The 22,671-nt window shown below is 43.1% G+C and carries 22 protein-coding genes; 10 read left to right on the plus strand and 12 right to left on the minus strand.

Features of this window, described 5'->3' with window-relative positions; all coding sequences use genetic code 11:
* Window positions 1–2: 2 nt before the first annotated feature.
* From OZ660_RS16290 to pspA, 8 genes are all read right to left on the minus strand, one after another.
* Window positions 3–749 (minus strand): phosphoadenylyl-sulfate reductase, encoded by a 747-nt coding sequence (locus tag OZ660_RS16290; protein WP_159627867.1) that lies wholly within the window; start codon window positions 747–749, stop codon window positions 3–5.
* Window positions 739–2,460: an assimilatory sulfite reductase (NADPH) hemoprotein subunit gene (gene cysI / locus OZ660_RS16295; protein ID WP_274741651.1), complete on the minus strand. Its 1,722-nt coding sequence runs from the start codon at window positions 2,458–2,460 to the stop codon at window positions 739–741. The genes OZ660_RS16290 and cysI overlap by 11 nt, the downstream gene beginning before the upstream one ends.
* Complete coding sequence (locus OZ660_RS16300; protein WP_274741652.1) at window positions 2,460–4,283, minus strand: assimilatory sulfite reductase (NADPH) flavoprotein subunit; 1,824 nt, start codon at window positions 4,281–4,283, stop codon at window positions 2,460–2,462. The genes cysI and OZ660_RS16300 overlap by 1 nt, the downstream gene beginning before the upstream one ends.
* 167 nt (window positions 4,284–4,450) lie before the next feature.
* A complete protein-coding gene (locus OZ660_RS16305) occupies window positions 4,451–5,206 on the minus strand; it encodes a TIGR04219 family outer membrane beta-barrel protein (protein WP_159627861.1) in 756 nt (251 codons plus the stop codon).
* A gap of 3 nt (window positions 5,207–5,209) precedes the next feature.
* Window positions 5,210–6,202: a DUF2333 family protein gene (locus tag OZ660_RS16310; protein ID WP_202262491.1), complete on the minus strand. Its 993-nt coding sequence runs from the start codon at window positions 6,200–6,202 to the stop codon at window positions 5,210–5,212.
* A gap of 153 nt (window positions 6,203–6,355) precedes the next feature.
* Window positions 6,356–6,718 carry a hypothetical protein gene (locus tag OZ660_RS16315; RefSeq protein ID WP_159627857.1) on the minus strand — a complete coding sequence of 121 codons (363 nt, stop codon included), beginning with the start codon at window positions 6,716–6,718 and terminating at the stop codon, window positions 6,356–6,358.
* Window positions 6,718–6,918, minus strand: a complete 201-nt coding sequence (locus tag OZ660_RS16320) for a PspC domain-containing protein (protein ID WP_159627855.1) — start codon at window positions 6,916–6,918, stop codon at window positions 6,718–6,720. The genes OZ660_RS16315 and OZ660_RS16320 overlap by 1 nt, the downstream gene beginning before the upstream one ends.
* Before the next feature lie 64 nt (window positions 6,919–6,982).
* Window positions 6,983–7,651, minus strand: coding sequence for a phage shock protein PspA (gene pspA, locus OZ660_RS16325; RefSeq protein ID WP_202262492.1), 669 nt, complete (start codon window positions 7,649–7,651; stop codon window positions 6,983–6,985).
* A gap of 401 nt (window positions 7,652–8,052) precedes the next feature.
* Here pspA and OZ660_RS16330 point away from each other — a divergent pair, with 401 nt between their 5' ends.
* Window positions 8,053–9,285: an FG-GAP repeat protein gene (locus OZ660_RS16330; RefSeq protein WP_274741653.1), complete on the plus strand. Its 1,233-nt coding sequence runs from the start codon at window positions 8,053–8,055 to the stop codon at window positions 9,283–9,285.
* A gap of 24 nt (window positions 9,286–9,309) precedes the next feature.
* Here OZ660_RS16330 and OZ660_RS16335 read toward each other — a convergent pair whose 3' ends face one another.
* Window positions 9,310–9,597 carry a hypothetical protein gene (locus tag OZ660_RS16335; RefSeq protein WP_202262494.1) on the minus strand — a complete coding sequence of 96 codons (288 nt, stop codon included), beginning with the start codon at window positions 9,595–9,597 and terminating at the stop codon, window positions 9,310–9,312.
* A gap of 193 nt (window positions 9,598–9,790) precedes the next feature.
* Window positions 9,791–10,807, minus strand: coding sequence for a tRNA dihydrouridine(20/20a) synthase DusA (dusA, locus tag OZ660_RS16340; RefSeq protein WP_274741654.1), 1,017 nt, complete (start codon window positions 10,805–10,807; stop codon window positions 9,791–9,793).
* Window positions 10,808–11,186: 379 nt separating this feature from the next.
* Here dusA and OZ660_RS16345 point away from each other — a divergent pair, with 379 nt between their 5' ends.
* From OZ660_RS16345 to OZ660_RS16360, 4 genes are read left to right on the plus strand one after another with little or no spacing between them, the layout of a single operon-like run.
* A complete protein-coding gene (locus tag OZ660_RS16345) occupies window positions 11,187–11,729 on the plus strand; it encodes a hypothetical protein (protein WP_274741655.1) in 543 nt (180 codons plus the stop codon).
* A 3-nt stretch (window positions 11,730–11,732) separates the two neighbouring features.
* Window positions 11,733–13,493 (plus strand): OmpA family protein, encoded by a 1,761-nt coding sequence (locus OZ660_RS16350; protein WP_274741656.1) that lies wholly within the window; start codon window positions 11,733–11,735, stop codon window positions 13,491–13,493.
* A gap of 15 nt (window positions 13,494–13,508) precedes the next feature.
* A complete protein-coding gene (locus tag OZ660_RS16355; RefSeq protein WP_274741657.1) occupies window positions 13,509–13,994 on the plus strand; it encodes a Rab family GTPase in 486 nt (161 codons plus the stop codon).
* Window positions 13,995–14,003: 9 nt separating this feature from the next.
* Entirely contained in the window at window positions 14,004–16,151 is a 2,148-nt protein-coding gene (locus tag OZ660_RS16360) for a putative bifunctional diguanylate cyclase/phosphodiesterase (RefSeq protein ID WP_274741658.1), read from the plus strand.
* Here the strand turns inward: OZ660_RS16360 and fghA are convergent.
* The gene (gene fghA, locus OZ660_RS16365; protein WP_274741659.1) at window positions 16,116–16,958 is read right to left on the minus strand and encodes an S-formylglutathione hydrolase; all 843 of its coding nucleotides are present in this window, start codon (window positions 16,956–16,958) and stop codon (window positions 16,116–16,118) included. The two genes, OZ660_RS16360 and fghA, sit on opposite strands and share 36 nt — an antisense overlap.
* A gap of 113 nt (window positions 16,959–17,071) precedes the next feature.
* Between fghA and OZ660_RS16370 the strand changes: the two genes are divergently transcribed.
* The 3 genes from OZ660_RS16370 to OZ660_RS16380 are packed head-to-tail and all read left to right on the plus strand — an operon-like array spanning window position 17,072 to window position 20,229.
* Window positions 17,072–17,986, plus strand: a complete 915-nt coding sequence (locus tag OZ660_RS16370) for an acyltransferase (RefSeq protein WP_202262501.1) — start codon at window positions 17,072–17,074, stop codon at window positions 17,984–17,986.
* Complete coding sequence (locus tag OZ660_RS16375) at window positions 17,983–18,876, plus strand: acyltransferase (RefSeq protein ID WP_202262502.1); 894 nt, start codon at window positions 17,983–17,985, stop codon at window positions 18,874–18,876. The genes OZ660_RS16370 and OZ660_RS16375 overlap by 4 nt, the downstream gene beginning before the upstream one ends.
* A 3-nt stretch (window positions 18,877–18,879) precedes the next feature.
* Complete coding sequence (locus OZ660_RS16380) at window positions 18,880–20,229, plus strand: mechanosensitive ion channel family protein (RefSeq protein WP_274741660.1); 1,350 nt, start codon at window positions 18,880–18,882, stop codon at window positions 20,227–20,229.
* A gap of 69 nt (window positions 20,230–20,298) precedes the next feature.
* On the opposite strand, the gene OZ660_RS16385 is transcribed toward OZ660_RS16380, so the two are convergent.
* On the minus strand, window positions 20,299–20,490 hold the full coding sequence (locus tag OZ660_RS16385) for a hypothetical protein (RefSeq protein WP_159627831.1): 192 nt from the start codon (window positions 20,488–20,490) through the stop codon (window positions 20,299–20,301).
* A gap of 344 nt (window positions 20,491–20,834) precedes the next feature.
* Between OZ660_RS16385 and OZ660_RS16390 the strand changes: the two genes are divergently transcribed.
* Window positions 20,835–21,650 carry a DUF2884 family protein gene (locus tag OZ660_RS16390; RefSeq protein ID WP_274741661.1) on the plus strand — a complete coding sequence of 272 codons (816 nt, stop codon included), beginning with the start codon at window positions 20,835–20,837 and terminating at the stop codon, window positions 21,648–21,650.
* Window positions 21,651–21,820: 170 nt separating this feature from the next.
* Window positions 21,821–22,645 carry an NAD-dependent epimerase/dehydratase family protein gene (locus tag OZ660_RS16395; RefSeq protein WP_274741662.1) on the plus strand — a complete coding sequence of 275 codons (825 nt, stop codon included), beginning with the start codon at window positions 21,821–21,823 and terminating at the stop codon, window positions 22,643–22,645.
* The last annotated feature ends 26 nt before the right edge of the window (window positions 22,646–22,671 follow it).

Genomic DNA, 22,671 nt, shown 5'->3' on the forward strand with positions numbered 1-22,671 from the left:
CCTTAAATTCCGTCACCGAATTCGTGAAGTCCACATTCACGTTTCAAGCCGAAGAAACGGGTATCTTGCTCACTCATACCTTCTTGCAGTGATTGCGTTGTGTGCCAATCACCGATAGAAACATATCCTTGCTCCCATAATGGGTGGTACTCAAGGTTGTTCTCTTTTAAGTAGTAGTGAAGATCTTTGTTGCTCCAATCAATAATAGGATACAACTTAAACTGCTTTCCTACCTTTTGAAGCACAGGAAGTTTTCCTCGCGTGTCTGACTGACTGCGACGTAAGCCAGCAAACCATGTTCCTGCATTTAGTTCAGACAATGCGCGCTGCATCGGCTCGACTTTGTTCAGTTTGTTGTACTGTTCGATACCGTCTATACCCTTTTCCCACAAACGGCCGAATCGCGCTTCTTGCCACGCTGAAGACATATCTGCTCGATAAACATGTAAGTTAAGATTCAGTTTTTGAACCAACTCATCAATAAATTTGTACGTTTCTGGGAATAGGTAGCCAGTATCAGTAAGCACAACCGGAATATCCGGTTGTGCTTGCGTCAGCATATGCAGCATCACTGCTGACTGCGCGCCAAAGCTCGATGAGACAATGTGCGTGTCCGGCAAGTTTTCCAGCGCCCAAGCAACTCGCTCTTGCGCCGTCATGGTTTCCAACGTTTCATTGATATCGGCTAACGCTTCTTTGCTGATATCAAGTGACAATGGTTGCTGCGATGTAGCTGTATTATGCGTCATAGAAATCCCGTGCGGAGTCTACTACTGGTTTAACGATACCAGCGCGAATGACAAAATCACCAAAGGCTTCACCATCATTACGCTCTTTCGCCCATTGGCCTAAAAGCGTATCAAGTTCTGCCATGATTTCTTGTTCACTAATATTTTCACGGTACATACGTGGAATGCGTGTACCTTCCCGGTTACCACCTAAATGAAGGTTGTATTTACCTGGACCTTTACCCACCAAGCCTACTTCTGACAACATGGCGCGACCGCAGCCGTTTGGACAACCGGTTACACGAAAGATCACGCTGTCTTGCTCTAGACCGTGTTTCGCCAATAACCCTTCAAGTTCGGTTACCGCATCAGGCAAGTAACGCTCTGCTTCTGCCATAGCTAGCGGACATGTAGGTAATGCTACGCATGCCATTGAGTCAAGGCGCTGATTAGAAATCTCAGGCGCAATCAAACCGTGCTGTCTTGCGAAAGACTCAATAGTGTCTTTATCTTCAGGAGCTACGCCTGCAATAATCAGGTTCTGGTTTGCGGTTAAACGGAAATCGCCTTTGTGGATTTTGGCAATCTCTGCGCAACCTGTTTTCAAGGTCTTATTTGGGTAATCCAAAATACGGCCATTTTCGATAAAGACAGTAAGGTGATATTTACCGTCGATACCTTCTACCCAACCAATGCGATCACCGCGCCCAGTGAATTCGTACGGACGACTTTTTTGGAATGTTACACCAGCGCGCTTTTCAACTTCGGCTTTAAAGTTTTCCACACCAACACGTTCAAGTGTGTACTTTGTCTTTGCGTTTTTACGATTGACACGATTACCCCAATCGCGCTGAGTGGTAACAACCGCCGCTGCAACATCTAGGGTGTTTTCTAGCCCAATGAAACCAAAGTCGCTGGCTTTACGCGGATACGTGCTCTTGTCACCGTGTGTCATCGCAAGACCGCCGCCCACAAGTACATTGAAGCCCACTAACTTGCCGTTCTCGGCAATAGCTACAAAGTTCAAGTCGTTAGCATGTACGTCTACGTCGTTTTGCGGTGGAATGACCACGGTAGTTTTAAACTTACGTGGCAAGTAGTTATCACCTAGAATAGGCTCAACAGGCTTTTCGGTGGTCTCCACTTTTTCGCCGTCTAGCCAAATTTCAGCATAGGCGCGGGTTTTAGGAAGCAAATGCTCACTGATCTTTTTAGCCCACTCAAATGCTTCAACGTGAAGTGCAGACTCAACAGGGTTCGAAGTACATAGCACGTTTCGGTTAACGTCACCTGCTGTGGCAATTGAATCGATACCAACTTTATTTAACATTTGGTGCATCGACTTAATTTTTGGCTTCAACACACCGTGAAACTGAAATGTTTGGCGCGTTGTTAAACGAATACTGCCATAAATAGAGTGATCTGCTGCAAATTTATCGATTGCTAACCATTGATCAGGCGTGATAACACCGCCAGGCAAACGCGCACGAAGCATGACATTGTGCAATGGCTCTAATTTTTGTTTAGCGCGCTCTGCGCGAATATCGCGGTCGTCCTGCTGGTACATACCGTGGAAACGAATTAGCTGGAAATTATCCGCCGTAAATCCGCCGGTAAGATCATCTTTTAAATCGGCTTCAATAGTACCACGTAAGTTATTACTCTCACGCTTAAGACGTTCGTTGTCAGCCAGTTTGCCCTCAACGATAAAAGGTGATTTTTCGTTACTCATTAATAGACATCCTTCTGATAACGTTTCGCTTTACGCAACTCAACAATATAGGCTTTAGCATCAGCTTCAGATTTTCCACCGTGCTCTTGAACAATAGTAATTAAGGCATTTTCTACATCTTTTGCCATGTGCATAGCATCACCACAAACATAGAAATGTGCACCTTGTTCAAGCCATTCGTATACTTCTTTGCCGTTTTCTAATAAACGATGTTGAACGTATACTTTTTCTTCTTGGTCACGTGAGAATGCCAATGTAATTTTGTCCAGTAGACCGTCTTTTACATAACCCTGCCACTCGACTTGATACAAAAAGTCTTGCGTAAAGTGTGGGTTTCCAAAGAACAACCAGTTTTTACCTTCTGCGTCTTGAGCGTCGCGCTCTTGCATAAAGGCTCTAAATGGCGCTATACCTGTACCCGGCCCTACCATAATGACTGGGGTATTTGGATCTGCAGGCAAACGGAAGTTGTCGTTGTTTTCGACAAACACATCCACTTCACCGTTTTCTTCAAGGTATTCACACAAGAAACCCGATGCACCACCCTGATGGCGATGACCAAAAGCTTCATAATCTACGTGTGCAACGGTTAGGTGAACTTCTTCTTCCACTTCCGCTTGGCTTGATGCAATTGAATACAAACGTGGCGTTAGCGGGCGCAGTGCATCGACTAACTGCTGAGCAGTCAACGAGCCGGGATGGTCTCGTACAATATCAATTATCTGACGTTCAGCCATATAAGTACGCAGCTGCGCTTTGTCTTCCATTAATGCCGCTAGACTTTCAGAGCTTGTAGCAGCTTGGTAGGACTTAATAAAATTAGGATAACTTAACGTAAGCTCAAGTTTTGAGGTCAGTGCTTCAGACAAAGGCATACTTGATTCGGCCACAACCACTTCAGCGTTGCCGTCTAAAGAAAGTAGACTAATAAGCTCAGATACCAGTGATGGTGCGTTTTTGAACCATACACCAAGTGCATCACCCGGCTGGTACGTTATACCAGAGTCTTCAAGACTAATTTCGATATGGCGTATGTCTTTTACAGAGTCGCGCCCTGTTATCTTCAATGACTCGATGAGAGACGCTTTAAACGGGGCTTTTTTGGTGTACGTCTGTGCAGCTACACCGTGAACAGCTGCACCGGTTTGCGCTGCAACTGCTGGCGCTGACGCAGCACTAAAATCTTCTTTAAGCGACTCGATAAGTTTGCTTAGCCATGCTTCGGCTTCAGCTTCATAGTCAACGTCACAATCGAGGCGTTCTACAATGGCTTTACCGCCAAGCTTGCCCAAGCGCTCATCAAAGTCTTTACCTGTTTGGCAGAAAAACTCATAGCTGCTATCACCTAAGCCTAAAACAGCATATTTTGTATTGGTGAGCTTAGGCGCTTTTTTGCCTGCTAAAAATTCATGCAATTCAATAGCATCATCAGGCGCATCGCCTTCACCATGCGTACTAACGAAAACAGCAACGTGGGTTTCACCTTTCAAGTTGCGTGGCTTGTAGTCTGCCATGCTAACGAGCTTGCTATTAAACCCTGCTTCTTCTGCTTTTGCTTGGCACTGTGCTGCCACACCTTTTGCATTACCGGTTTGTGAACCATACAAAATGGTCAATGTTGGCGCATCACCTGCAGACGCAGCTTGCGCTTGCATAATTGGTGCTACTGCACCACCTTGCGCTGCCGCCATACCCGCAGCATATCCACTTACCCAAGTAAGTTGATCACGATTTAACCCCGCAATGGCCTGCGTAATTGCATTCCATTGTTGTTCGTTTAATACGGCGCCTGGCGCTGAGTTCGAATTAGAATCTTGTGACATAGTCTTTTAGCCTTTTATCAATGGCGCTAAGGCTAACGACTTTCTTCAAGAAGAGAAAAGAATAAATGAAACTTTTTTATTACGGAAAGTGCTTAAAAGCGATATTGAAATAAAAAAGGCGTGAACTGAAACTCAGTCACGCCTATTCTTCTATACGTAGAAATAGTCTAGAAGTGAAGTTCTAATCCTGCGAAAACGCCGTCAAACTCCATATCTGCATATACATCGTCAAGATCTTCAATGTCTACTGTTACGCTTCGGTAACCGACTTGCAGCGTCATGTCTATCGCAATACTTTCGATAAATGAATACTGCACTGCAGCTTGATAGTCGCTTAACTCGTGATCATCAAATGACAGATAGCTACCTTCAAAGTAGGCAGAAAGCCCTGTAAACGGCAAGCCCAATTGCACCTTCGAGTATGCCATTGGAATAATACCAGAGAACTCCGCAGACCCCGATGTGCTGCTGGACCTGTCTGCAACCGCTAGAGAACCATCGATATACTTGGCATTTATGCCTAAGTCGAAGCTAACGAGGTCGTTGTCAAACAACTCGTAATACATAATGAAATCGGTTGAATCAATTTCCACATCTGTATTTACTTCACTGTTTGCAGTGTACAACTCACCATCAAAGGTAAAATTGGTGTTCAATACCGTAGAGCCGGAGTTATCTAATGTCGCATGGCTAATTTTAATATTTGGAACAAAAGGCACTGGGTGTTCAAAAGCGATATAAAGCGCAGTATTTGTTTCATCATCAAAATTAAAGTCTGCTGTACTACTGCTATCAGCAAATCCACCAGATGTATCGGTTTGCCACATTTGTGCACCTACATATACACCTGCAATGGTGTCAGCTTGAGATGCCGTTGACACTAATGCGCAACCTAATGCTGCAGCTAATAGACCTTTTTTCATTAATTATCCTTGATTGAGCAGTTCAGAAAGTTCAATTAAAGCGGCATTTGCTCGAGAAATATAGTTTGCCATTACTAACGAGTGATTAGCTAACATACCAAAACCGCTTCCATTTAAAATCATTGGGCTATATACCGTTTGTTGAGTAGCCTCTAGCTCTCTAATAATTTGCTGCAGACTCACCAATGCATTTTTATCTTCTAGCACATCGTAAAACTCAATCTCTACTGCTTTTAAAAAGTGCAGTAGTGCCCATGTAGCGCCGCGCGCTTCATAGAAGTTATCATCTAATTTCCACCAACTTGTTTTTACAACACGCTGACTGGCTACCGGTGAAGATTGTCTTGCGTTGGCGTCACCAGCAAGGTCGGTATTAATGCGAGCAGATCCTACGCTGGCACTAAGCCTTTGTGAATAGCTACCTAGCCGCTTTTCCACTTGTTTAAGCCATTCGCGCAAATTATCGGCACGTGTATAAAACTGACTGTCAGAATTACGCGTACTGGCAAGCTCGTCGCGATATTGTTTTAACAACGCGATACCTTCAGCGTAACTGGACTCTGAAGAGGGTAACGCCCAGCTTTTGTGGTCCATATTAAATTTGGGATGTGCTTTGGTAAGATAAGGGTTTTCAATTGACTGTGATTGAGAACGGCTGAAGTCTTTGCGCATTGATAATGCCAGGTCACGCACCATTTCAAGCGCACCAAACTCCCAAGCCGGCATGTTATCTAAGAAAAGTCCCGGTGGTGTAACGTCATTAGAAAGATAACCACCCGGTTTGTCGAGCAAGGTTTCTGATACATCAATCATTGTTGTGGTTAATGTGTAGCCAGCAATCTTCGTTGGATTTTCAATTGACGAGTTTTTCTGTAAACGCTCTCTCACGTCATACGTATCGGGTGAAAAACTCCAATACCAACCAATAATCCAGAATACGACCAATATTACCGCAGTGAAAATCGCGATCCATTTTGCGTTAATTGATTGTCTCATATCACACCAACCTTCCTTTTAAATGACATATAGCCGGCGTTCACCAGCTATATGATTTTTTACTCTACCTGAAAAATGCGAAACCTTTATGACGGCTGCGTCTATAACATCATCTTTTACTACGTAAACACAACTTAATTTGGCTTATGTTTTCTATAAAGTATGGTGCATATTGTGACTATTTCGCTGCTTATACTGTGCAGAGTTACGGTTTTTCAGAGCATAAAGCGCAATACCAATAATGATAATGGGCCAAAACGCGCTGACGCCTACAACAAATAGTGCTAGTAAGCCCGCACCCAAACCAAGCACGATAGTACCTAATACGCTCACTGCCACGACAAAGCCCACCACAACCAAAACCACACCTATAAGTGATAACACCGCTATGTTTTCCCATGGCCCTAACAATTCATCGGCCATGACGATATGCATTCCTAACCAGCTGTCTACTAAATTGCCTAAGCAGTTTACAAGAACAATGGCGATAACCACTGCAATCAAGAAATTTTTCATTAGCCCATCCTCGGCAGAAGAATAACGGCAGCGATATAGGCAACCAGTGTAATTGGGGTAGCGACGAACAGGCTTACCACTGCCGCAGCTCTTACCCATACCGCGTCTATATCAAAGTAGCGTGCAACTCCTGCACAAACACCCGAGATAACGCCTGAATCTAAATCTCTATACATACGTTTTTGTGTTGGCATTTTCATGATTTTCTCCACTCTTATTCTGTACTTTGCTAAATGCGGTTTACACTGGCTGGGGTAAGGTCGCTTAAGCGACCTTATTCTTTTTAAGTTCAGCCAATTCTTTCTCAATTGCCTCATCGGCTTCCATTGCGTCAAACTGAGCTTGCAGTGACGTAGCTTCGTTTGTTTTCGTCAAATCGTAAGCATCAACTTGCGCTTCTAGATAATCGATACGTTGCTCGTAATTTTCAAAACGCGTCATCGCATCATCAATCTTGCTTTCATGGTCTGCTTGCTTCACTTTAAGGCGGGTCTGCGCTGAATTTTTGCGCTGTACCAGTGTTTTCTGTTTTGCCTTTGCTTCAGCTAGTTTGCTATTAAGGCGCGAAGTATCTTGCTGGATTTTCTCTACCGTCTCCGATAAATGTTTTTGCTGCTCTTCAAGTGACGCGAGCTTTGCAACGTACTTTTGCTTTTCGATAAGCGCAGCTTTAGCCAGGGTTTCTTTATCGCTGTTCATGGCAAGCTGGGCTTTATCTTGCCAACCATTAATTTCTTTTGTTGCTGCATCGATGTGGCGCGCTAATGTTTTTTGTTGCGCGATATATCGCGCAGCATCAGTTCGCACTTCTACCAAGGTTTCTTCCATTTCCTGAATAATCAAACGAATGATTTTTTCCGGATCCTCAGCCTTGTCTAGCATTGCGTTGATGTTGGCTTGAACAATATCGTTAATACGCGAAAACATACCCATGATTATTTCTCCGTTAAGAATGTTATTTGGTTACCAGCCCTGTACCACTGTCATATTGTGCTTCGCTGGATTTCCTACTGGATTCCCTATTACTATTACAATCAACGTGCCAAATTATTAAACAATTGTTTTGTATGCATTTTTTCAAAAAATCACTTTTACAGAGGTAAATTCAAAACAAGCTAAACCTAATAATTGGTATTTTTAACCACTGACTTTGTGAATTTGACCACTACTGTGAATTAGCGGTCTTTACACCTAAGCATGAGTAAATAAAGTGCCATTACATCTAAGGGCGAGCTGTAACCATCTTTGAAATTTTTCATTTCATCGACTCTGAATTGTCGGAGTGCGCTATACCCACTAGTGTGTTTGCTTTCTAATCAAGGAATGAAAAGGTAATGGAAAAACATCTCACAACCATTAGGCTCACTATTTGTGGTTTACTGCTACTCACCCCGAATAGTTTTGCACAACCAATTAAAGTGGTCCCTGATGACGGTAACTCTGAGGATTTTTTTGGTTACAGCGTTGCTATTGATAAAGAAATTGCCTTAGTCGGTGCATATAAAGCAGATTCAAGAGACAGTGAAGATGCGGGTGCTGCCTATATCTTTGCAAAAACAAAAGAGGGTTGGCAGCAGCAAGCCAAACTCATCGCCTCACCGCGCTATCCCCATGATACTTTGGGAGGAAACGTTGCGCTTAAACATGGTTTTGCACTTTTAGGGGCGAGAAATAGTGACGTCAAAAAGAAAAATGCCGGCGCAGTTTTCGTCTTCAAAAAAGAAAACGATACATGGAGCCAAACTCAAGTGTTAACGGCTGTTGATGCACGTGAAGACGATGCATATGGGCAGAGTATTGCACTAACTGAAAAATTTCTTGTGATTGGCGCGCCGCATAGCGATAGTTCGTACACCGATTCGGGTGCAGCTTACGTGTATAAAAAAGCGAATAATCAGTGGCAATTTCAAACCAAACTCACTGCAACCGACGGTGCTGAGGGTGACTTATTTGGCATAAGCGTTGCCATTGATGGCAATACGATCCTTGTGGGTGCTGATCTACACGATGCGAAAGCTGAGAACGCAGGGGCCGCCTATACTTTTGTGTTCGATGACAATCAGTGGCATCAACAGGCGAAGTTACTTGCAAGCGATGGAGAGAAAACGGATATATTTGGCGTAAGAGTTGCGCTAAACGGAAATACCGCTTTAATTTCTGCGCGAAGAGATGATATTGAAGGTGTTGGTATAGACGCTGGCTCCGCCTATATTTTTGAACACTCCAATGGCGTATGGAAACAGACAGATAAAATCACTGCACCTGATGGTCATGCCGATGACCGATTTGGTCGTGGCGTTGCTTTAACAAGTAGTACGGCAATAATTAGTGCTATGCACAGCGAAGTAAGCGCAGTTAATCAAGGCGCTTTATACATATATAAAAAGCAAAATGGACAATGGCGCTTTAAGTTCAAGACAGTAGCGAGTGATGCATCAGAAAATGATAGGTTCGGCTGGAATGTAGCCTTGTATGATCACATGGCCATTGTAGGTACGCCGCATAAGGATGAAAATGGCGCTGAATCAGGAGCAGCTTATATACTAGATGTAAAAAAAGCGCCCTAAGGCGCTTTTTTTACAACAATGATGTTAGTCGGCATCTTCTTCATTTGATGAGCCTGCTGCGTCAGTACTCACTACCAAGTCTGTTACGCTTACGCTACCTGACTTGCCGCTATTTTTGCCGTCTAATTCGAAGTGATAAGACGTATTGGCAACAGTTTGATAAACGTCTGCGCTTATCTCATTTGCAGTAACTGAAACCGCTGTTGTTACCATGTCAGTTAATAATGTTTGAAGCACTGACTCTTGCGCGCTCACTGCGCTGCTCATCATGCTTGCTGAAAGTAAAGTCGCTGCAATTAGTGAAGTTTTCATAGTTTCCCTCGAACGTTAAGTCAGTGCAACAACACGTTGTCGTTGCGATACTTAGTAGTTAGCGAGAGACGTGCCAACATCAAAACAAATCGTTAAAATGTTGTTTTAAAAGAATTTATTAAAAATAAAATTGCCAGCGAGAGAAAAGAGCCAATAGTACAAATATTAAACTTTAGTCAAAAGCACTAATACTTTAGTCTTTTTGACCATTGTACTGTGCAACTTCTCTCTGTGCTTTTTCCACTGCATCTAATGCATTCATTAAAAGATCAGGATCGGGAGACTTTCCTGTACCGTTTTGACTTAAGTAACGTCTCCAAATTCGTCCGCCTGCTTGGCCTTGATAAAGCCCTAGCATGTGACGCGCCACATGCCATGGCTTGAAATACGGATCGTCTTGACGTGCTATGTATTCTTGCATTTTCATAACCAGATCTCGACGAGAGATAATCTCACTCTGATCATCGCCAAAAATAACGTTGTCGACATTTGCTAAAATGTAGGGGTTAGCATAAACCTCACGCCCCATCATCACACCATCCACGTCGAGTAGTTGCGTTTTGGTTTCATCTAGCGTTTTAACACCACCATTAATGCTGATAGAAAGTTCTGGTCTAGCTGCCTTCAGGCGATGTACGCGAGGATAATTTAGTGGTGGAATTTCACGGTTTTCCTTTGGGCTTAACCCCTGTAGCCACGCTTTTCGTGCATGAACAATAAAAGTATCGCATCCGGCATCGGCTACCACATTGATGAAGCGCGAAAAATCCTCGTCTTCATCCATATCATCAATACCAATACGGCATTTAACGGTAACGGGAATATCGACTTCTTTTTGCATAGCGGCAACGCAATCAGCAACGACTTCAGGTTGCGCCATGAGACACGCCCCGAAGCTGCCGTTTTTTACTCTGTCACTGGGACAACCAACGTTGATATTAACCTCATCATAGCCACGCTCTTGAGACAATACCGCACAGCGTGCCATGTCACTTGGATCGCTACCGCCTAGTTGAACAGCGACAGGGTGCTCTTCGTTGTTAAAGCCAAGATAGTCACCCTTGCCATAAATAATGGCGCCAGTTGTAACCATCTCAGTGTAAAGCAAGGTGTGTTTAGTCATAAGACGCAAGAAATAGCGACAATGGCGATCTGTCCAATCGAGCATTGGAGCGACAGATAACTTGCGATTTAAGGGAGTAATAGACACAACACAAACCTCAATAACAACGTAATACAAAAGCAAAGCGAAATGCAGCTATAGCGCGTTTTCGCGAGCCGCGTATACTACCTATGTTCACTAAAAAAACAACGACGAGATTGTATATTTTCACCGCATTTATGTGCCACTAACTACTTCAACTTCAACACGTTGAACTTTCACCAGTACTTTAATCCTATCTGAGTTTTACAACACGCTGAATCAAATGCATTTTTTCATTATCTACGTATTTACTATTAATATACTTTTTGAGTATTTCAAAGTTGCTCATTTACCGTTATTGTAGGAAAAAAAAGCAATGTGACTAAAATAACTACTGAAAGACAAAGTAGCGCCTACATCACGCCTTTCTCGCCGGAGATGATTTATGGAAGACAAGAAGCAAAAGGATGCGAAAGCACCGACTCCTGCCGAGTCTGTTGAACAAACAGATGAACTATCACAACTTAGAGAAATTCTTTTCGGTCAAACTAATCGCGCTTTTCGTGCTGATCTTTCGGCACTGGAAGCACGGGTAGAGGACAGTTTCAGTAAACTCAATGCTCACCTTGACGTGCAATTTGCCCAAATTCGAAAACAAATAGACACTCAAGTAGCGGCACTGACTGAACAGCTCACCAATGCAAATGACAATCATGGTAATGTGCAAGCTCACCTTCAAAATACCACCGATAAACTGCAAAGCGAGCTGGAAATAGCTGAAACAACAGCAAAGAATGACAATGACGCACTTGAAGCGCATGTTGTTAAAGAGCTGGAGTCACTTGACAATTTGTTTACCAAGCGTCACCAGGAATTACTCGCTAAGTTGCAACAGGTTACCAGTGAACTATCTGAAAGTAAGACCGACAGAAAAACGCTGGCTAACTTGTTATCAACCATGGCGACAAACCTCGCTACAGACAGCTAAATTATGACAAGCAAGGTGCCATCACCTGAGCGCACAGATCACTCTCTTGATAGTGTAAGAGCACTACTTATTGGGAGAGACGACAAGTATATTGATGAAAAGCTGTCGCACAATGCAAAGCAATACGTTACTGACGTAGTGTCCGAAGCACTATTGACACGTGAAAATAAAGACGGCTCAGTTAATAAAGTACTCGTACCGTTAGTTGAAAAATCGTTACACCGTTCAATTGAAGCCAACAGTGAAAAAATTGTTGGTTCACTTTACCCTCTGGTGGGCACGCTAGTAAGAAAAGCGTTTGCTTCTTTTGTCATAGAGTTCGTTGAGCGCACGAACACGCTCATCGAAAACAGTCTAAGTCCAAGGAGCATATCGTGGCGATTTAAAGCCTGGCAATCGGGCGTGAGATATTCTGAATTTGTGGCTTCACAAATTTATCAATATCAAGTTCAACAACTGCTCGTTATTCACAGAGAAACAGGTACGTTACTTCGCGGTTTGTCATCTGATCCTGAAAAAGAAAAAGATGCCGATCTTATTTCTTCGATGCTTGTAGCAATCAACGACTTTGTCGCAGATGCGTTCAGCCAAGGTAGTGATGCCACAGAAAACGAAATTGGTGAGATTAAAACGGGCGATTTTACCTTGCTTATCAAAATTGGCCCTCAGGCCATTTTGGTTGCAGCAGTTACTGGTGTAATTCCTCCTTCAATACGCCAGAAACTTCAGCTTACCCTAGAAGAATTTCATAAGTTCTATCAGCAACCACTGTCTCAATACAATGGTGACAACGCCCCCTTTGAAGGCGCTGAAACCATTTTGTCAGACTGTTTGGTAAGCGAGCGAAAAGAAGAGCAAAAGAAAAAGCCCAAACGCTTATTGGGAGGCGTGCTATTAATTGTTTTGGTAGGCGCACTTGTTGCGCTGTCTGCAATGCGTCTATCACTGAGTATCTTAAAAAGCGATATTGAAAGCCTTACTCCGCCCGATGGGATTTTAGTGGCAGACACATTTATTACTAACGGCAAAGTACACACTAAAATCCTCAGAGATCCTGCAGTTGAGAGTGTGAGTGAATGGCTAAGTGCCAACGATATCAATGCTAAAGACGTCAACATCATCGAAGAACCTTTCGCCTCGCTGAAAGCGTCTGTTGTTGCCAAAAAGCTCTCTCAACTCGTTCGCCAGTATCCTTTGAGTTCAAAAGAAACACTTTCGCTGATACTCGACAACGAAAGTGTTGGTATAAGCGGCAGCGTTTTTTCGTCAACGGCGGCACACCTTTCTCAGCAAATGGACGCCATACCAGGTATCGACAACCTCAGTATTGACATTGATGCACTTGAAGTCATACCTGTTATTGAGATAGACGATAGTACACTACAGCGAGCGGCGCTTGCCCGATTGGTAGACAAAATATCCTCACAAAGTGTCCCCTTTGCCACTAACCAAGAAAACATTTCTGCAGTACAGTTAGCTAAATTAGAGGCGCTAGCTAGTGACATTGTGCAGCTAGAAGTGTTAGCAGCGAAAACCAAGACGTTTATAAGTATTGTAGTATTAGGCGCCAGTGACAACTCAGGTTCTAGTGCACGTAATAAGGTGCTTAGTCGTAAGCGTGCCGACAATGTGGTTAATACGCTAATTTCGTTTGGCGTTGCAAGCGACACACTGATTGCCGTTAGTCTGGGCGAACTCCCATTAAAGAAACCATCAATGGGGCGCTCTGTAATGATTAACGTTTTAACATCCGATATACAGTAGTAAGGAAGCTTTCTCGTGATCCAGAAGAAAATATGCATATTAGGACCAACAGGCGTAGGTAAAACGAGCCTTACCAAGCAGTTTGTTGAAGGCATTTTTTCTGAAAAATATAAGACGACTATCGGCGTTAAAATCGATAAAAAGCACGTGCATGAAAATGACAGCGATGTGCAATTGCTGATATGGGATTTAGAAGGGATTGACCGTTACTGCGGTTTTAATCCTCGCTACCTTCGCGGAGCGAGTGCATACATTATTGTGGTTGATCAAACTCGCTCACAGTCGCTATTAGAGGGTATGGAAATTTTGGAGTTAGCGAGGGATCATTACCCAAATGTACCCGCTTTTTTTGTGGTGAATAAGACTGATCTTCCTACTAGCTGGCATTGGAGCGAAGAAGAACTGGCGTCTTATGCTCAAAAATTCGCTGTACTTATTAAAACAAGCGCTAAAACCGGTGAGAACGTAGATAAATTATTTAATACGATCGCGTTTTGGTAGGAGGGAACCATGGACATTCACTTATTAAACGCGCTTGGCATTACCAATTGTGCATTGTTTCGTTGCAATGAGGCTAATGACATCGAATGTTTAACCACTGACCTTCCTTGGTTAAACGGCATCGTTACGCTAGATACGCACAACCGCTTATTAAAAGAACAAACTCCCTCTCTCTTTCTCTGTGACTTTTTTATTGATGCCGAGCAAGTTTGGCAAGGTGATACGGCGTTCACCTTATCCTCTGGATTTTGGACCGAACAAATAGACCAAGCTGACTTGCGTCTAGAAGCGTTAGCAATAAACAGCGGCAGTGATTCTCGTTATCTTGTTATTAAAAACGTTGAGGACGAATTCAACGACAAGCGAAGAACACTACAAACCGCTAGAGAGTTACTGCTTAGCCATCATGAAATTGTTGGTCAACACGAATACATTCGTCACAAACTTAATGATGTGCTTAGAAAAAATAGTCGGTTGCAACGATTAGTACCACCAATTCAACAAGCAATTTACGACCTTGATACGGGGGTTGTGATCCTTGATGCACAAGGACAATTAGTTTTAGATAACAGGGCCGCTCATCGCTTGCTGGTCTGCAACAGCACCACACCAAGTACTAAGCGTATTTCTGAATTACTGCACTTAATGGACACCTCTCAGTCCTTCTTGCCCTCTCTTGTGAAAAAGAAATCTCCTTGGCAAGGGGAAGTATTTTGGCAACCGCTCGGCAGCTTTAGTACGTGGCTACAAGTCACTATTCACCCGGTACTTCAAGGAAAAGATCTCACTCATTGGGTTTATCTGTTCACTGATATTACGCATATTCACAATAAGCGTGAGAAAGTACTAAACAACACTGGAATGGACTCTTTGACAAATGTTGCCAGTAGAAGCATTTTTTTAGATACCATTCGCCGACTTATCAATGAAGGTGTGCCATTTAAGCTTTTTATCATCGATATTTGTCAGTTCAAGCGCATTAACGAAGTGCTCAGCTACAAATCTGGCGATGAAATTCTCAAGTCTTTTGCGCTGCGTCTTCAAAGTTATGTCAACAACAAAGGCTTTATTGCCCGTATAGGAAGCAACGAGTTTGCGTTAATTAAACGCGATGATGCCTTTAATGGCCAAGCTACAGCAGAGTTTATTCAGGGGTTAATTGAAAAACTGACCCGAACCTACACAGTACTTGATGGCACGGAACCAAACTTGGCAGTAAATATTGGTGAAGTCAGTTTTCCAAGCAACTGTAGCTCACCAGAATCCTTGCTTCATCACGCCGATATAGCGCTGCAAGCAGCGAAATATAAAGGCAAAAATAGTGCGCTAGTCTATAGTGAAGCACTACACCGACAGCATCATGCGGTGAACAAGCTTGAGAATGAACTTCGCGAAGCCATCGAAAACAACGAGTTAAAGTTGTACCTGCAACCTATTGTCGACTTATCGTCAGGCAAAATCGTAAAGTGTGAGGCACTAACCCGTTGGATTACTGCCGACGGAAAGTTTATTTCACCCGAGGTTTTTATTCCCCTTGCGGAGAAAAGTGAGCTAATTTTTCCCTTCGGCGAATGGCTTATCAATACAGCCTGTAGCACCATTAAACAACTCACAGCGTTAGGTATTGATATCCGGTTGGCGATCAATATTTCTGGTCGACAAGTGAGCGATCTCAATTTACTTGATCAAATTAAAACAGCCATTGTCGAGCATGATATAGCACCACGTCACCTATCTATTGAACTCACCGAAAGCATATTAATTAAACGCCTAGATACCGTCTCTGTACTATTGAATGAACTAAGGGCTATGGGTGTTACCGTGTCAATTGATGACTTTGGCACAGGTTTTAGTTCACTGGTTTATCTGAAGAAGCTGCCGATTGATGAACTTAAGATTGATCGTTCTTTTGTCAGCGAACTTGAAAACAACACTGATGATCAGGCCATTGTGCAAGCCATCCTTGGCCTTGCGAAGAATCTAAATATCAACATTATTGCAGAAGGTATTGAAACCATCGAGCAACAAACCTTCTTACAAACGCATCAGTGCACCTATGGTCAGGGATATTTTTACCAGCGCCCCGTCCCTCTACCTGAATTTATTGCAGTGGCAAAGCGACTAAATGAGCCCCATGTGGCCAGCGTGAAACTCTAAATGCTCTTCAATAAAAGAAGCAATAAAGTAGTAGCTGTGATCGTAGCCTTCATGCATATTTAACGTAAGTTGTGTTTCAGAGTGCTGAGCTGCGTGAACCAACGACTGTGGTTTTAATTGCTCGTGCAGAAACTCATCTTTTGTACCCTGCTCTACAAGCAATGGAATGTAATGGGTTTTGCTCGCCAATAGAACAGACGCATCATAGTCTTGCCACGCAGTCTTATCGCTTCCAAGATAGTTACCCAGCGCCTTCTGCCCCCATCCACAATCCATTGGGTTAGCTATAGGACTAAACGCTGAGACAGACACATATCTGTTAGGGTTACGCATGCCAATAACTAATGCACCGTGGCCTCCCATCGAGTGACCGCTAATCGCCCTCTCTTTAGTAACTGGAAACGCACTTTCTATGAGCTCGGGTAGCTCTTTGGTGATATAGCTATACATATTATAGTGCTCAGACCATGGCACCTCGGTTGCATCAACATAGAAGCCAGCCCCAAGACCAAAGTCATACGCGCCATTTTCATCGTCTGGCACATTGTCACCACGTGGTGAAGTATCGGGTGCAACTATTGCCATACCTAATTCAGCAGCAAGTTTCATCGCCCCAGCTTTTTGCATAAAATTCTGGTCGGTACAGGTCAGCCCAGATAGCCAGTAAAGCACAGGAACAGGTTTCTCGTCTGACGCAAAAGGGGGTAGAAATATCGCAAACGTCATATCGCATTGGGTGGTTTTCGCAGCGTGAGTGTAACGAAGGTGTTTGCCTCCAAATGCTCTATTTTCGCCAATAAGCTCCATTTTTCTTCCTTTTATTCATTTATTTGTGCCTTTATTGTGGAATCAGTAAAGGCTCTATCGGATTTTAGATCAAGTTCGTTTACACTAAGCGCCTAATTTTTGAGGTAAGTACAATGGTTAAAGCCGTGTTGCATCATATTGTTGGCACTATTTCAGTCATATTCTATTTTCTAAATACTGTAATTTGGGCTACGCCCATTTTGTTATTGTCAGTGTTTAAGCTAATACCTATTCCCCAATGGCGTCGCTTCATTTCTTATTTACTCGACGCCTGCGCGACAGCGTGGATTGGGGTTAACAACATGAATCAACGTATCAGCGGTGGCACAACATGGCACGTTAACGGCCTAGAGAAACTCACTCGAGACGACTGGTACCTCGTGTTAGCTAATCATCAATCTTGGGTTGATATACTGGTTCTTCAACGGGTTTTTAACCGCAAAATTCCGTTTTTGAAGTTCTTCCTCAAAAAAGAACTCATTTACGTTCCTATTCTTGGTCTAGCGTGGTGGGCACTCGACTTCCCATTCATGCGTCGCTATTCAAAATCATTTTTGGCCAAAAACCCACACCTAAAAGGCAAAGATATGGAAACTACTCGCAAGGCTTGCGAAAAGTTTCGCTCTAAGCCTGTGAGTATAATGAACTTTGTAGAAGGCACGCGATTCACAAAAGCCAAACACGACAAGCAGGCGTCTCCTTTTAACCACCTGCTAAAGCCCAAAGCAGGCGGTATTGCGTTTGTGCTTTCAGCCATGGGGAATCATCTTCACAAACTCATTGATGTCACTATTGATTATCCTCAGGGCGTACCTTCTTTTTGGGACTTTGTCAGTGGTAAAGTGCGCGATATTCGTGTGAATATTGACGTTATGCCCATAAAAGACATTATGGAAAATGGCATTTTTAGCGATAAATACTTTGAAGATCCGCAAGTTCGAGCACGATTCCAATCGTGGTTAAACGAGCGTTGGCAGGCAAAAGATAATTTATTGGAATCACTTAACGCAACTCAGAAACCATTATGATCCGTGCAGTACTAGCTCCGTTTATTTTTGTTATTCACACCACACTACAAATTTTGAATCTCGCGTTGTGGGGTGGCCTCATTATTTTGCTTGGCCTTGTTAAATTGCTATTGCCTAACGGGGCGGTCAAAGCGCTTTGGAATAAGGTTATGCACGCGCTGATGTTCAGCTTTGGGCGCGTAAGTGTGTTACTTATTCGGTTGTTTAATAACGTGAATATCGAATGCTCAGTACACGGCGAATTAGCCAAAGACCGTTGGTATCTTATTATTGCCAATCATTTGAGCTACCTGGATATAATTCTGCTCATTGAATTTGCTACACATCGTATTCCTGCCCCCAAATTCTTCTTGAAAAAAGAGCTGATCTGGCTACCGTTTGTTGGTTTAGGAGCCTGGGCCCTTGATATGCCTTTTATGCACAGATACACGCGCGCATATCTGGAAAAGCACCCTGAAAAGAAAGGCAAAGATTTAGAAACCACGAAGGCATATTGCGAAAAATTCAGAACTGTACCTACGACAGTTATCAACTTTGTTGAAGGAACACGCTTTACTACAGATAAGCATGTCGCAAAACAAAGTCCGTATGCCCATTTACTCCCGCCAAAAGCAGGCGGCGTGTCGTTTACACTAGCGGCTATGGGGGAATTGTTCACTAATGTATTGGATATTTCCCTTCTGTACCCCGAAAACAAGCGTCATCCAATGATGGCAATGTTAAGCGGGCAAATGACAAAAATCGTAATCGATGTAAATGTCACTCCTATACCTGAATTACAACAAGAGTCAGACCGTTCAGAGTCTGAGTTCCGTCTTTATTTCCAAGATTGGCTCAACAATTTGTGGAAAAACAAAGACAGCCGAATTAAGAAATTATTGGAGTCGTAAACGATGGAAGTGAGCAGCTCGATACGCGATACCTTTATCCATTTAATTAACGATATTTTTCCGAGCCTCACAACTGAGGACCCGCTCTACAATGTACTCGCGCTGAGTGGCATTTTAATTATCTCGGCGTTTATTTACATAATTGCGCGTCTTCTCATTCGCCCTCAAATTGCCAATTGGGTCTATAAATCAAATAACCGCTGGGACAATGCACTTCAAGAGCATGGTTTCTTTAGACGCTTAATGCATCTTTTCCCAGCATTATTTATCTACATCGCCACTCCAGTGCTCATTGAAGATGTAGCCGTCATGCATGGCATGGTGATTAAAAGTGCACAGCTATATATGTTGTATAGTGGGCTGCTAGCTCTGTATGCGCTATTAAGTACTGTCGAGGATGTTTATAACGCCTCAGCCCTATCTAGAAGAGCTCCAATAACGGGCTTTATTCAAGTCACTAAGCTGGCGTTTGCGATTGTGGCTATTTTACTGAGTATTTCACTGATAGTAGACAGGAGCCCGTTACTCATTGTATCGGGGTTAACCGCACTTGCTGCAGTACTTCTACTTATTTTTAGAGATACTATCTTAGGTTTTGTCGCGGGTATCCAAATTGCCGCCAACCGCATGTTTAACACCGGTGACTGGATTGCCATGCCTAAGTACGAGGTAGATGGCGAGATTTTAGAAATTGGTCTCACCAATGTAAAAGTCCAAAATTGGGACAACACAATATCTACCCTGCCGACATACAGCTTAACGACAGAAGCAGTTAAGAACTGGCGCGGCATGCAAGAGTCTGGTGGACGTCGAATAAAGCGGGCTATTTACATTGATGTACATTCTATAAAGCTTTGTGATAACGACATGCTGGCGCGTTTTTCAAGTATTCGTTATATCAATGAGTATATAGAGAAGAAGAAAAACGAGTTACGCGCTTATCATCACGATTATTCCATTGATGAGTCTGACCTACTCAACAGCCGACGACTCACCAATATTGGTACATTTAGGGCATATCTTGAAGCGTATTTACGCAAACACCCCAACATTAATCAAGAAATGACATTAATGGTTCGCCAACTACCGCCTAACGAATTAGGCCTTCCACTGGAAATCTATTGCTTTAGTGCTGAGAAAGCATGGGTAAAATACGAAAAGGTTCAGGCTGATATTTTTGATCACGTTATGGCAATGCTTGCGCCATTCGACTTACGCGCTTACCAAAGAGACGGCCATTTGTCGTTATTGGCCCAGCGAGAATCGGCGGTACTCTCATCTAAGTCAGAATCACCATCTAAGACCGAATCACTACCTAACATAGAATCACAGCCCCATCAGCAAGCTGACTAAGCCTTCAGCAAGGCACAAAAAAACCGGCTTAGTGTAGCCGGTTTTTTTAATTAACTCTGAAAAGTACTACTATGCAATTGCATATGCCATTAATAAGCAAAGCACTAGGCCTGTAACACCAAAGAAGCCATACTCGATTTTTTCTTGCATGCCTTCAGCACCAGCTTTCGCTGTCATAAAGCCCATAACGATGCTGCTTAGCCCAAGCGTAAAGGCAATTAGCGCAACACCAAACATAATTGCATTAATCCAATCAGCCATTGTGGTAACCCCTTAAAATAATTGGCGGTATTATGCACCAATTAAAATGTTTTGAACATGCTTAACCTCGGTTTAATTACCTACAATAAGATGACTTTCGCTAACCTTTGATCTTGGTCAAAATTACTACTTTATAGATCATTTCACTAAAAAATTAATTAATGCTTGTCTTACTCGCAACTCAAAAATAGATAAAGTATTGTATTTTATACAAAAATCTTTTTGGCAAGGGCATTGCAATACCTTTCCCAACTATTGAAACAATTACGTATGACCATGCACGCATGCGAGCTAACTACACGTGTATGCCAATTGCTTCGTCACTATTGATTAAGGAAATAACAATGTCGAAAAAACTATTACTTTCAGCTGCAGTAGCAAGTGCTTTATTTGGCGGCCAAGCATTGGCACATAATACAAGCTTCCAAAACAATAGTTGTGATATCGAATTAGATGGACACATTCAGTATTACCAAGGCGATCTTACCGTCAAGATGGATAACGGTTCAGTCATGACTATCGACAAATTTCACAACCTAACGGTAAATGGCCGTGATGTAGCGCTTAATAGCGACCAACAAAAATGGGTTGCCGAGTACTATGACAACATCGATATGGCCATTCCAATGACCTTAACGATTGCAAGTGAAGGTTTGGAAATTGCGAATGTTGCTGTGACAGAAGTGTTTTCTGAACTGCTTGGTGGCGATAACGAACTTGATGATGATTTTCAAACCTTGTTCACTAATTTGGAAGCAAAGCTTTCAGCCTCGTTTTATGATGATGCTGGTAACATCCGTGTAGACTCAACAAAATTTGACGAGCCAGGCTGGTTTGACGAAAGTTGGGAGCAAGAATTTGAGGCAGAACTTGAATCACTTATCAGCGAATCAATGGGCAGAATTTTGATTGCACTTGGTACGCAAATGCTATGGGAAGGTGGTGACATGGATGAGTTTGAACAAAGAATGGAGACGTGGGGCGAAGACCTTGAGTTCAGACTGGAGTCTCAAGCTGCGGCGTTGGAAGAAAAAGGCAACGCACTGTGTGAAGTGCTTAAAAAAGCAGATTATGCAGAAAGCCAAATGCAGGCATCTATCTCAGGGCTAGACGATCTCAATTTACTTGATTTAGATAGCCATGGCGAAATGAAGATGTAATTGCCTGAAAATCCGAAAAAGAATACTGCGCCGAGCTTAGAGCTCGGCGTTTTAGTATAGAATAGCGATTCCTATCACGCTGGTTAAGTGTTTCGTCTTCATAGCCCTTGCCTGTTTTAACATCCTAAGTAATCATCTTAGTTTCATACACACTTCAATAAAGAAAACACATGCAGCAAAAACTCGTAATTAGTGGATATGGCTGGCTCGCAGGTTATCTTGGTGACGCGCTTAAACAGCATATGCCTATTGTAGGAACAACAAGAAGCAGTGAAAAACGCACTGCGCTTTCTCAACAAGGAATAAATGCTGTTCAGTTTGCGTTAGGCGATGATACAACCGAACTTTGTACTCACTTATCAAATGCCACGTTCGTCATTAATATTCCCCCAGGAAGACGCAACACTGACTTAGATGCCTTTACTGAGAAGATGTGTGCACTTATCGACGATGCCATCGCATCAAACGTTGCACATATCGTTTTTATCAGTACAACATCCGTTTATGGTGACAGCACTGATAACACACTAGACGAGACTGCCCCACTATCCCCTGAGACGGCATCGGCGAAAGCACATGTGGCTATAGAGCAATATTTGTCAGAGCAAGTAGGTTTACTAAGCAGCAGGACTAAGCTCACTTGTGTTCGTCTTGCGGGTCTTGTAGGGCCAGACCGTCACCCTGCAAAATCACTCAGTGGGCGTACAGTGAGTATGGGCAACAAACGCGTTAACTTAGTACATGTTACCGATGTAGTCGCCGCTCTCACTCAAATTATCACATTGCCATCAGATAAAAGGCTTTATCATTTGTGTAGCGCTAATCACCCTAAACGTGGTGAGTATTACACCAGAGCAACTACAGCATTCGCTATCCCGGAACCTGTCTTTAGCGACACTAACTCTCCCGCTTGCGGCAAAGTAATAGATGCTTCAGCTAGCTGGGCGTCGCTGGGTATTACGCCTTCATTTAATAACCCGTATACAATGTTCTAAAGAAAACGCCCTCTCAAATGCAATAA

This window comes from Alteromonas sp. 009811495, from assembly GCF_028865455.1.
In the GTDB taxonomy this organism is placed as follows: Bacteria; Pseudomonadota; Gammaproteobacteria; order Enterobacterales; family Alteromonadaceae; genus Alteromonas.

Excerpts from the sequence above, each read along its gene's own strand:
- OZ660_RS16385 (WP_159627831.1), bottom strand. The coding sequence starts at position 20,490 with ATGGCTGATTGGATTAATGCAATTATGTTTGGTGTTGCGCTAATTGCC.
- OZ660_RS16310 (WP_202262491.1), bottom strand. The coding sequence starts at position 6,202 with ATGAGACAATCAATTAACGCAAAATGGATCGCGATTTTCACTGCGGTA.
- OZ660_RS16370 (WP_202262501.1), top strand. The coding sequence starts at position 17,072 with ATGGTTAAAGCCGTGTTGCATCATATTGTTGGCACTATTTCAGTCATA.
- OZ660_RS16300 (WP_274741652.1), bottom strand. The coding sequence starts at position 4,283 with ATGTCACAAGATTCTAATTCGAACTCAGCGCCAGGCGCCGTATTAAAC.
- OZ660_RS16345 (WP_274741655.1), top strand. The coding sequence starts at position 11,187 with ATGGAAGACAAGAAGCAAAAGGATGCGAAAGCACCGACTCCTGCCGAG.
- OZ660_RS16375 (WP_202262502.1), top strand. The coding sequence starts at position 17,983 with ATGATCCGTGCAGTACTAGCTCCGTTTATTTTTGTTATTCACACCACA.
- OZ660_RS16290 (WP_159627867.1), bottom strand. The coding sequence starts at position 749 with ATGACGCATAATACAGCTACATCGCAGCAACCATTGTCACTTGATATC.
- OZ660_RS16320 (WP_159627855.1), bottom strand. The coding sequence starts at position 6,918 with ATGAAAATGCCAACACAAAAACGTATGTATAGAGATTTAGATTCAGGC.
- OZ660_RS16305 (WP_159627861.1), bottom strand. The coding sequence starts at position 5,206 with ATGAAAAAAGGTCTATTAGCTGCAGCATTAGGTTGCGCATTAGTGTCA.
- OZ660_RS16350 (WP_274741656.1), top strand. The coding sequence starts at position 11,733 with ATGACAAGCAAGGTGCCATCACCTGAGCGCACAGATCACTCTCTTGAT.
- OZ660_RS16390 (WP_274741661.1), top strand. The coding sequence starts at position 20,835 with ATGTCGAAAAAACTATTACTTTCAGCTGCAGTAGCAAGTGCTTTATTT.
- pspA (WP_202262492.1), bottom strand. The coding sequence starts at position 7,651 with ATGGGTATGTTTTCGCGTATTAACGATATTGTTCAAGCCAACATCAAC.
- OZ660_RS16380 (WP_274741660.1), top strand. The coding sequence starts at position 18,880 with ATGGAAGTGAGCAGCTCGATACGCGATACCTTTATCCATTTAATTAAC.
- OZ660_RS16360 (WP_274741658.1), top strand. The coding sequence starts at position 14,004 with ATGGACATTCACTTATTAAACGCGCTTGGCATTACCAATTGTGCATTG.
- fghA (WP_274741659.1), bottom strand. The coding sequence starts at position 16,958 with ATGGAGCTTATTGGCGAAAATAGAGCATTTGGAGGCAAACACCTTCGT.
- OZ660_RS16330 (WP_274741653.1), top strand. The coding sequence starts at position 8,053 with ATGGAAAAACATCTCACAACCATTAGGCTCACTATTTGTGGTTTACTG.
- cysI (WP_274741651.1), bottom strand. The coding sequence starts at position 2,460 with ATGAGTAACGAAAAATCACCTTTTATCGTTGAGGGCAAACTGGCTGAC.
- OZ660_RS16335 (WP_202262494.1), bottom strand. The coding sequence starts at position 9,597 with ATGAAAACTTCACTAATTGCAGCGACTTTACTTTCAGCAAGCATGATG.
- OZ660_RS16315 (WP_159627857.1), bottom strand. The coding sequence starts at position 6,718 with ATGAAAAATTTCTTGATTGCAGTGGTTATCGCCATTGTTCTTGTAAAC.
- OZ660_RS16395 (WP_274741662.1), top strand. The coding sequence starts at position 21,821 with ATGCAGCAAAAACTCGTAATTAGTGGATATGGCTGGCTCGCAGGTTAT.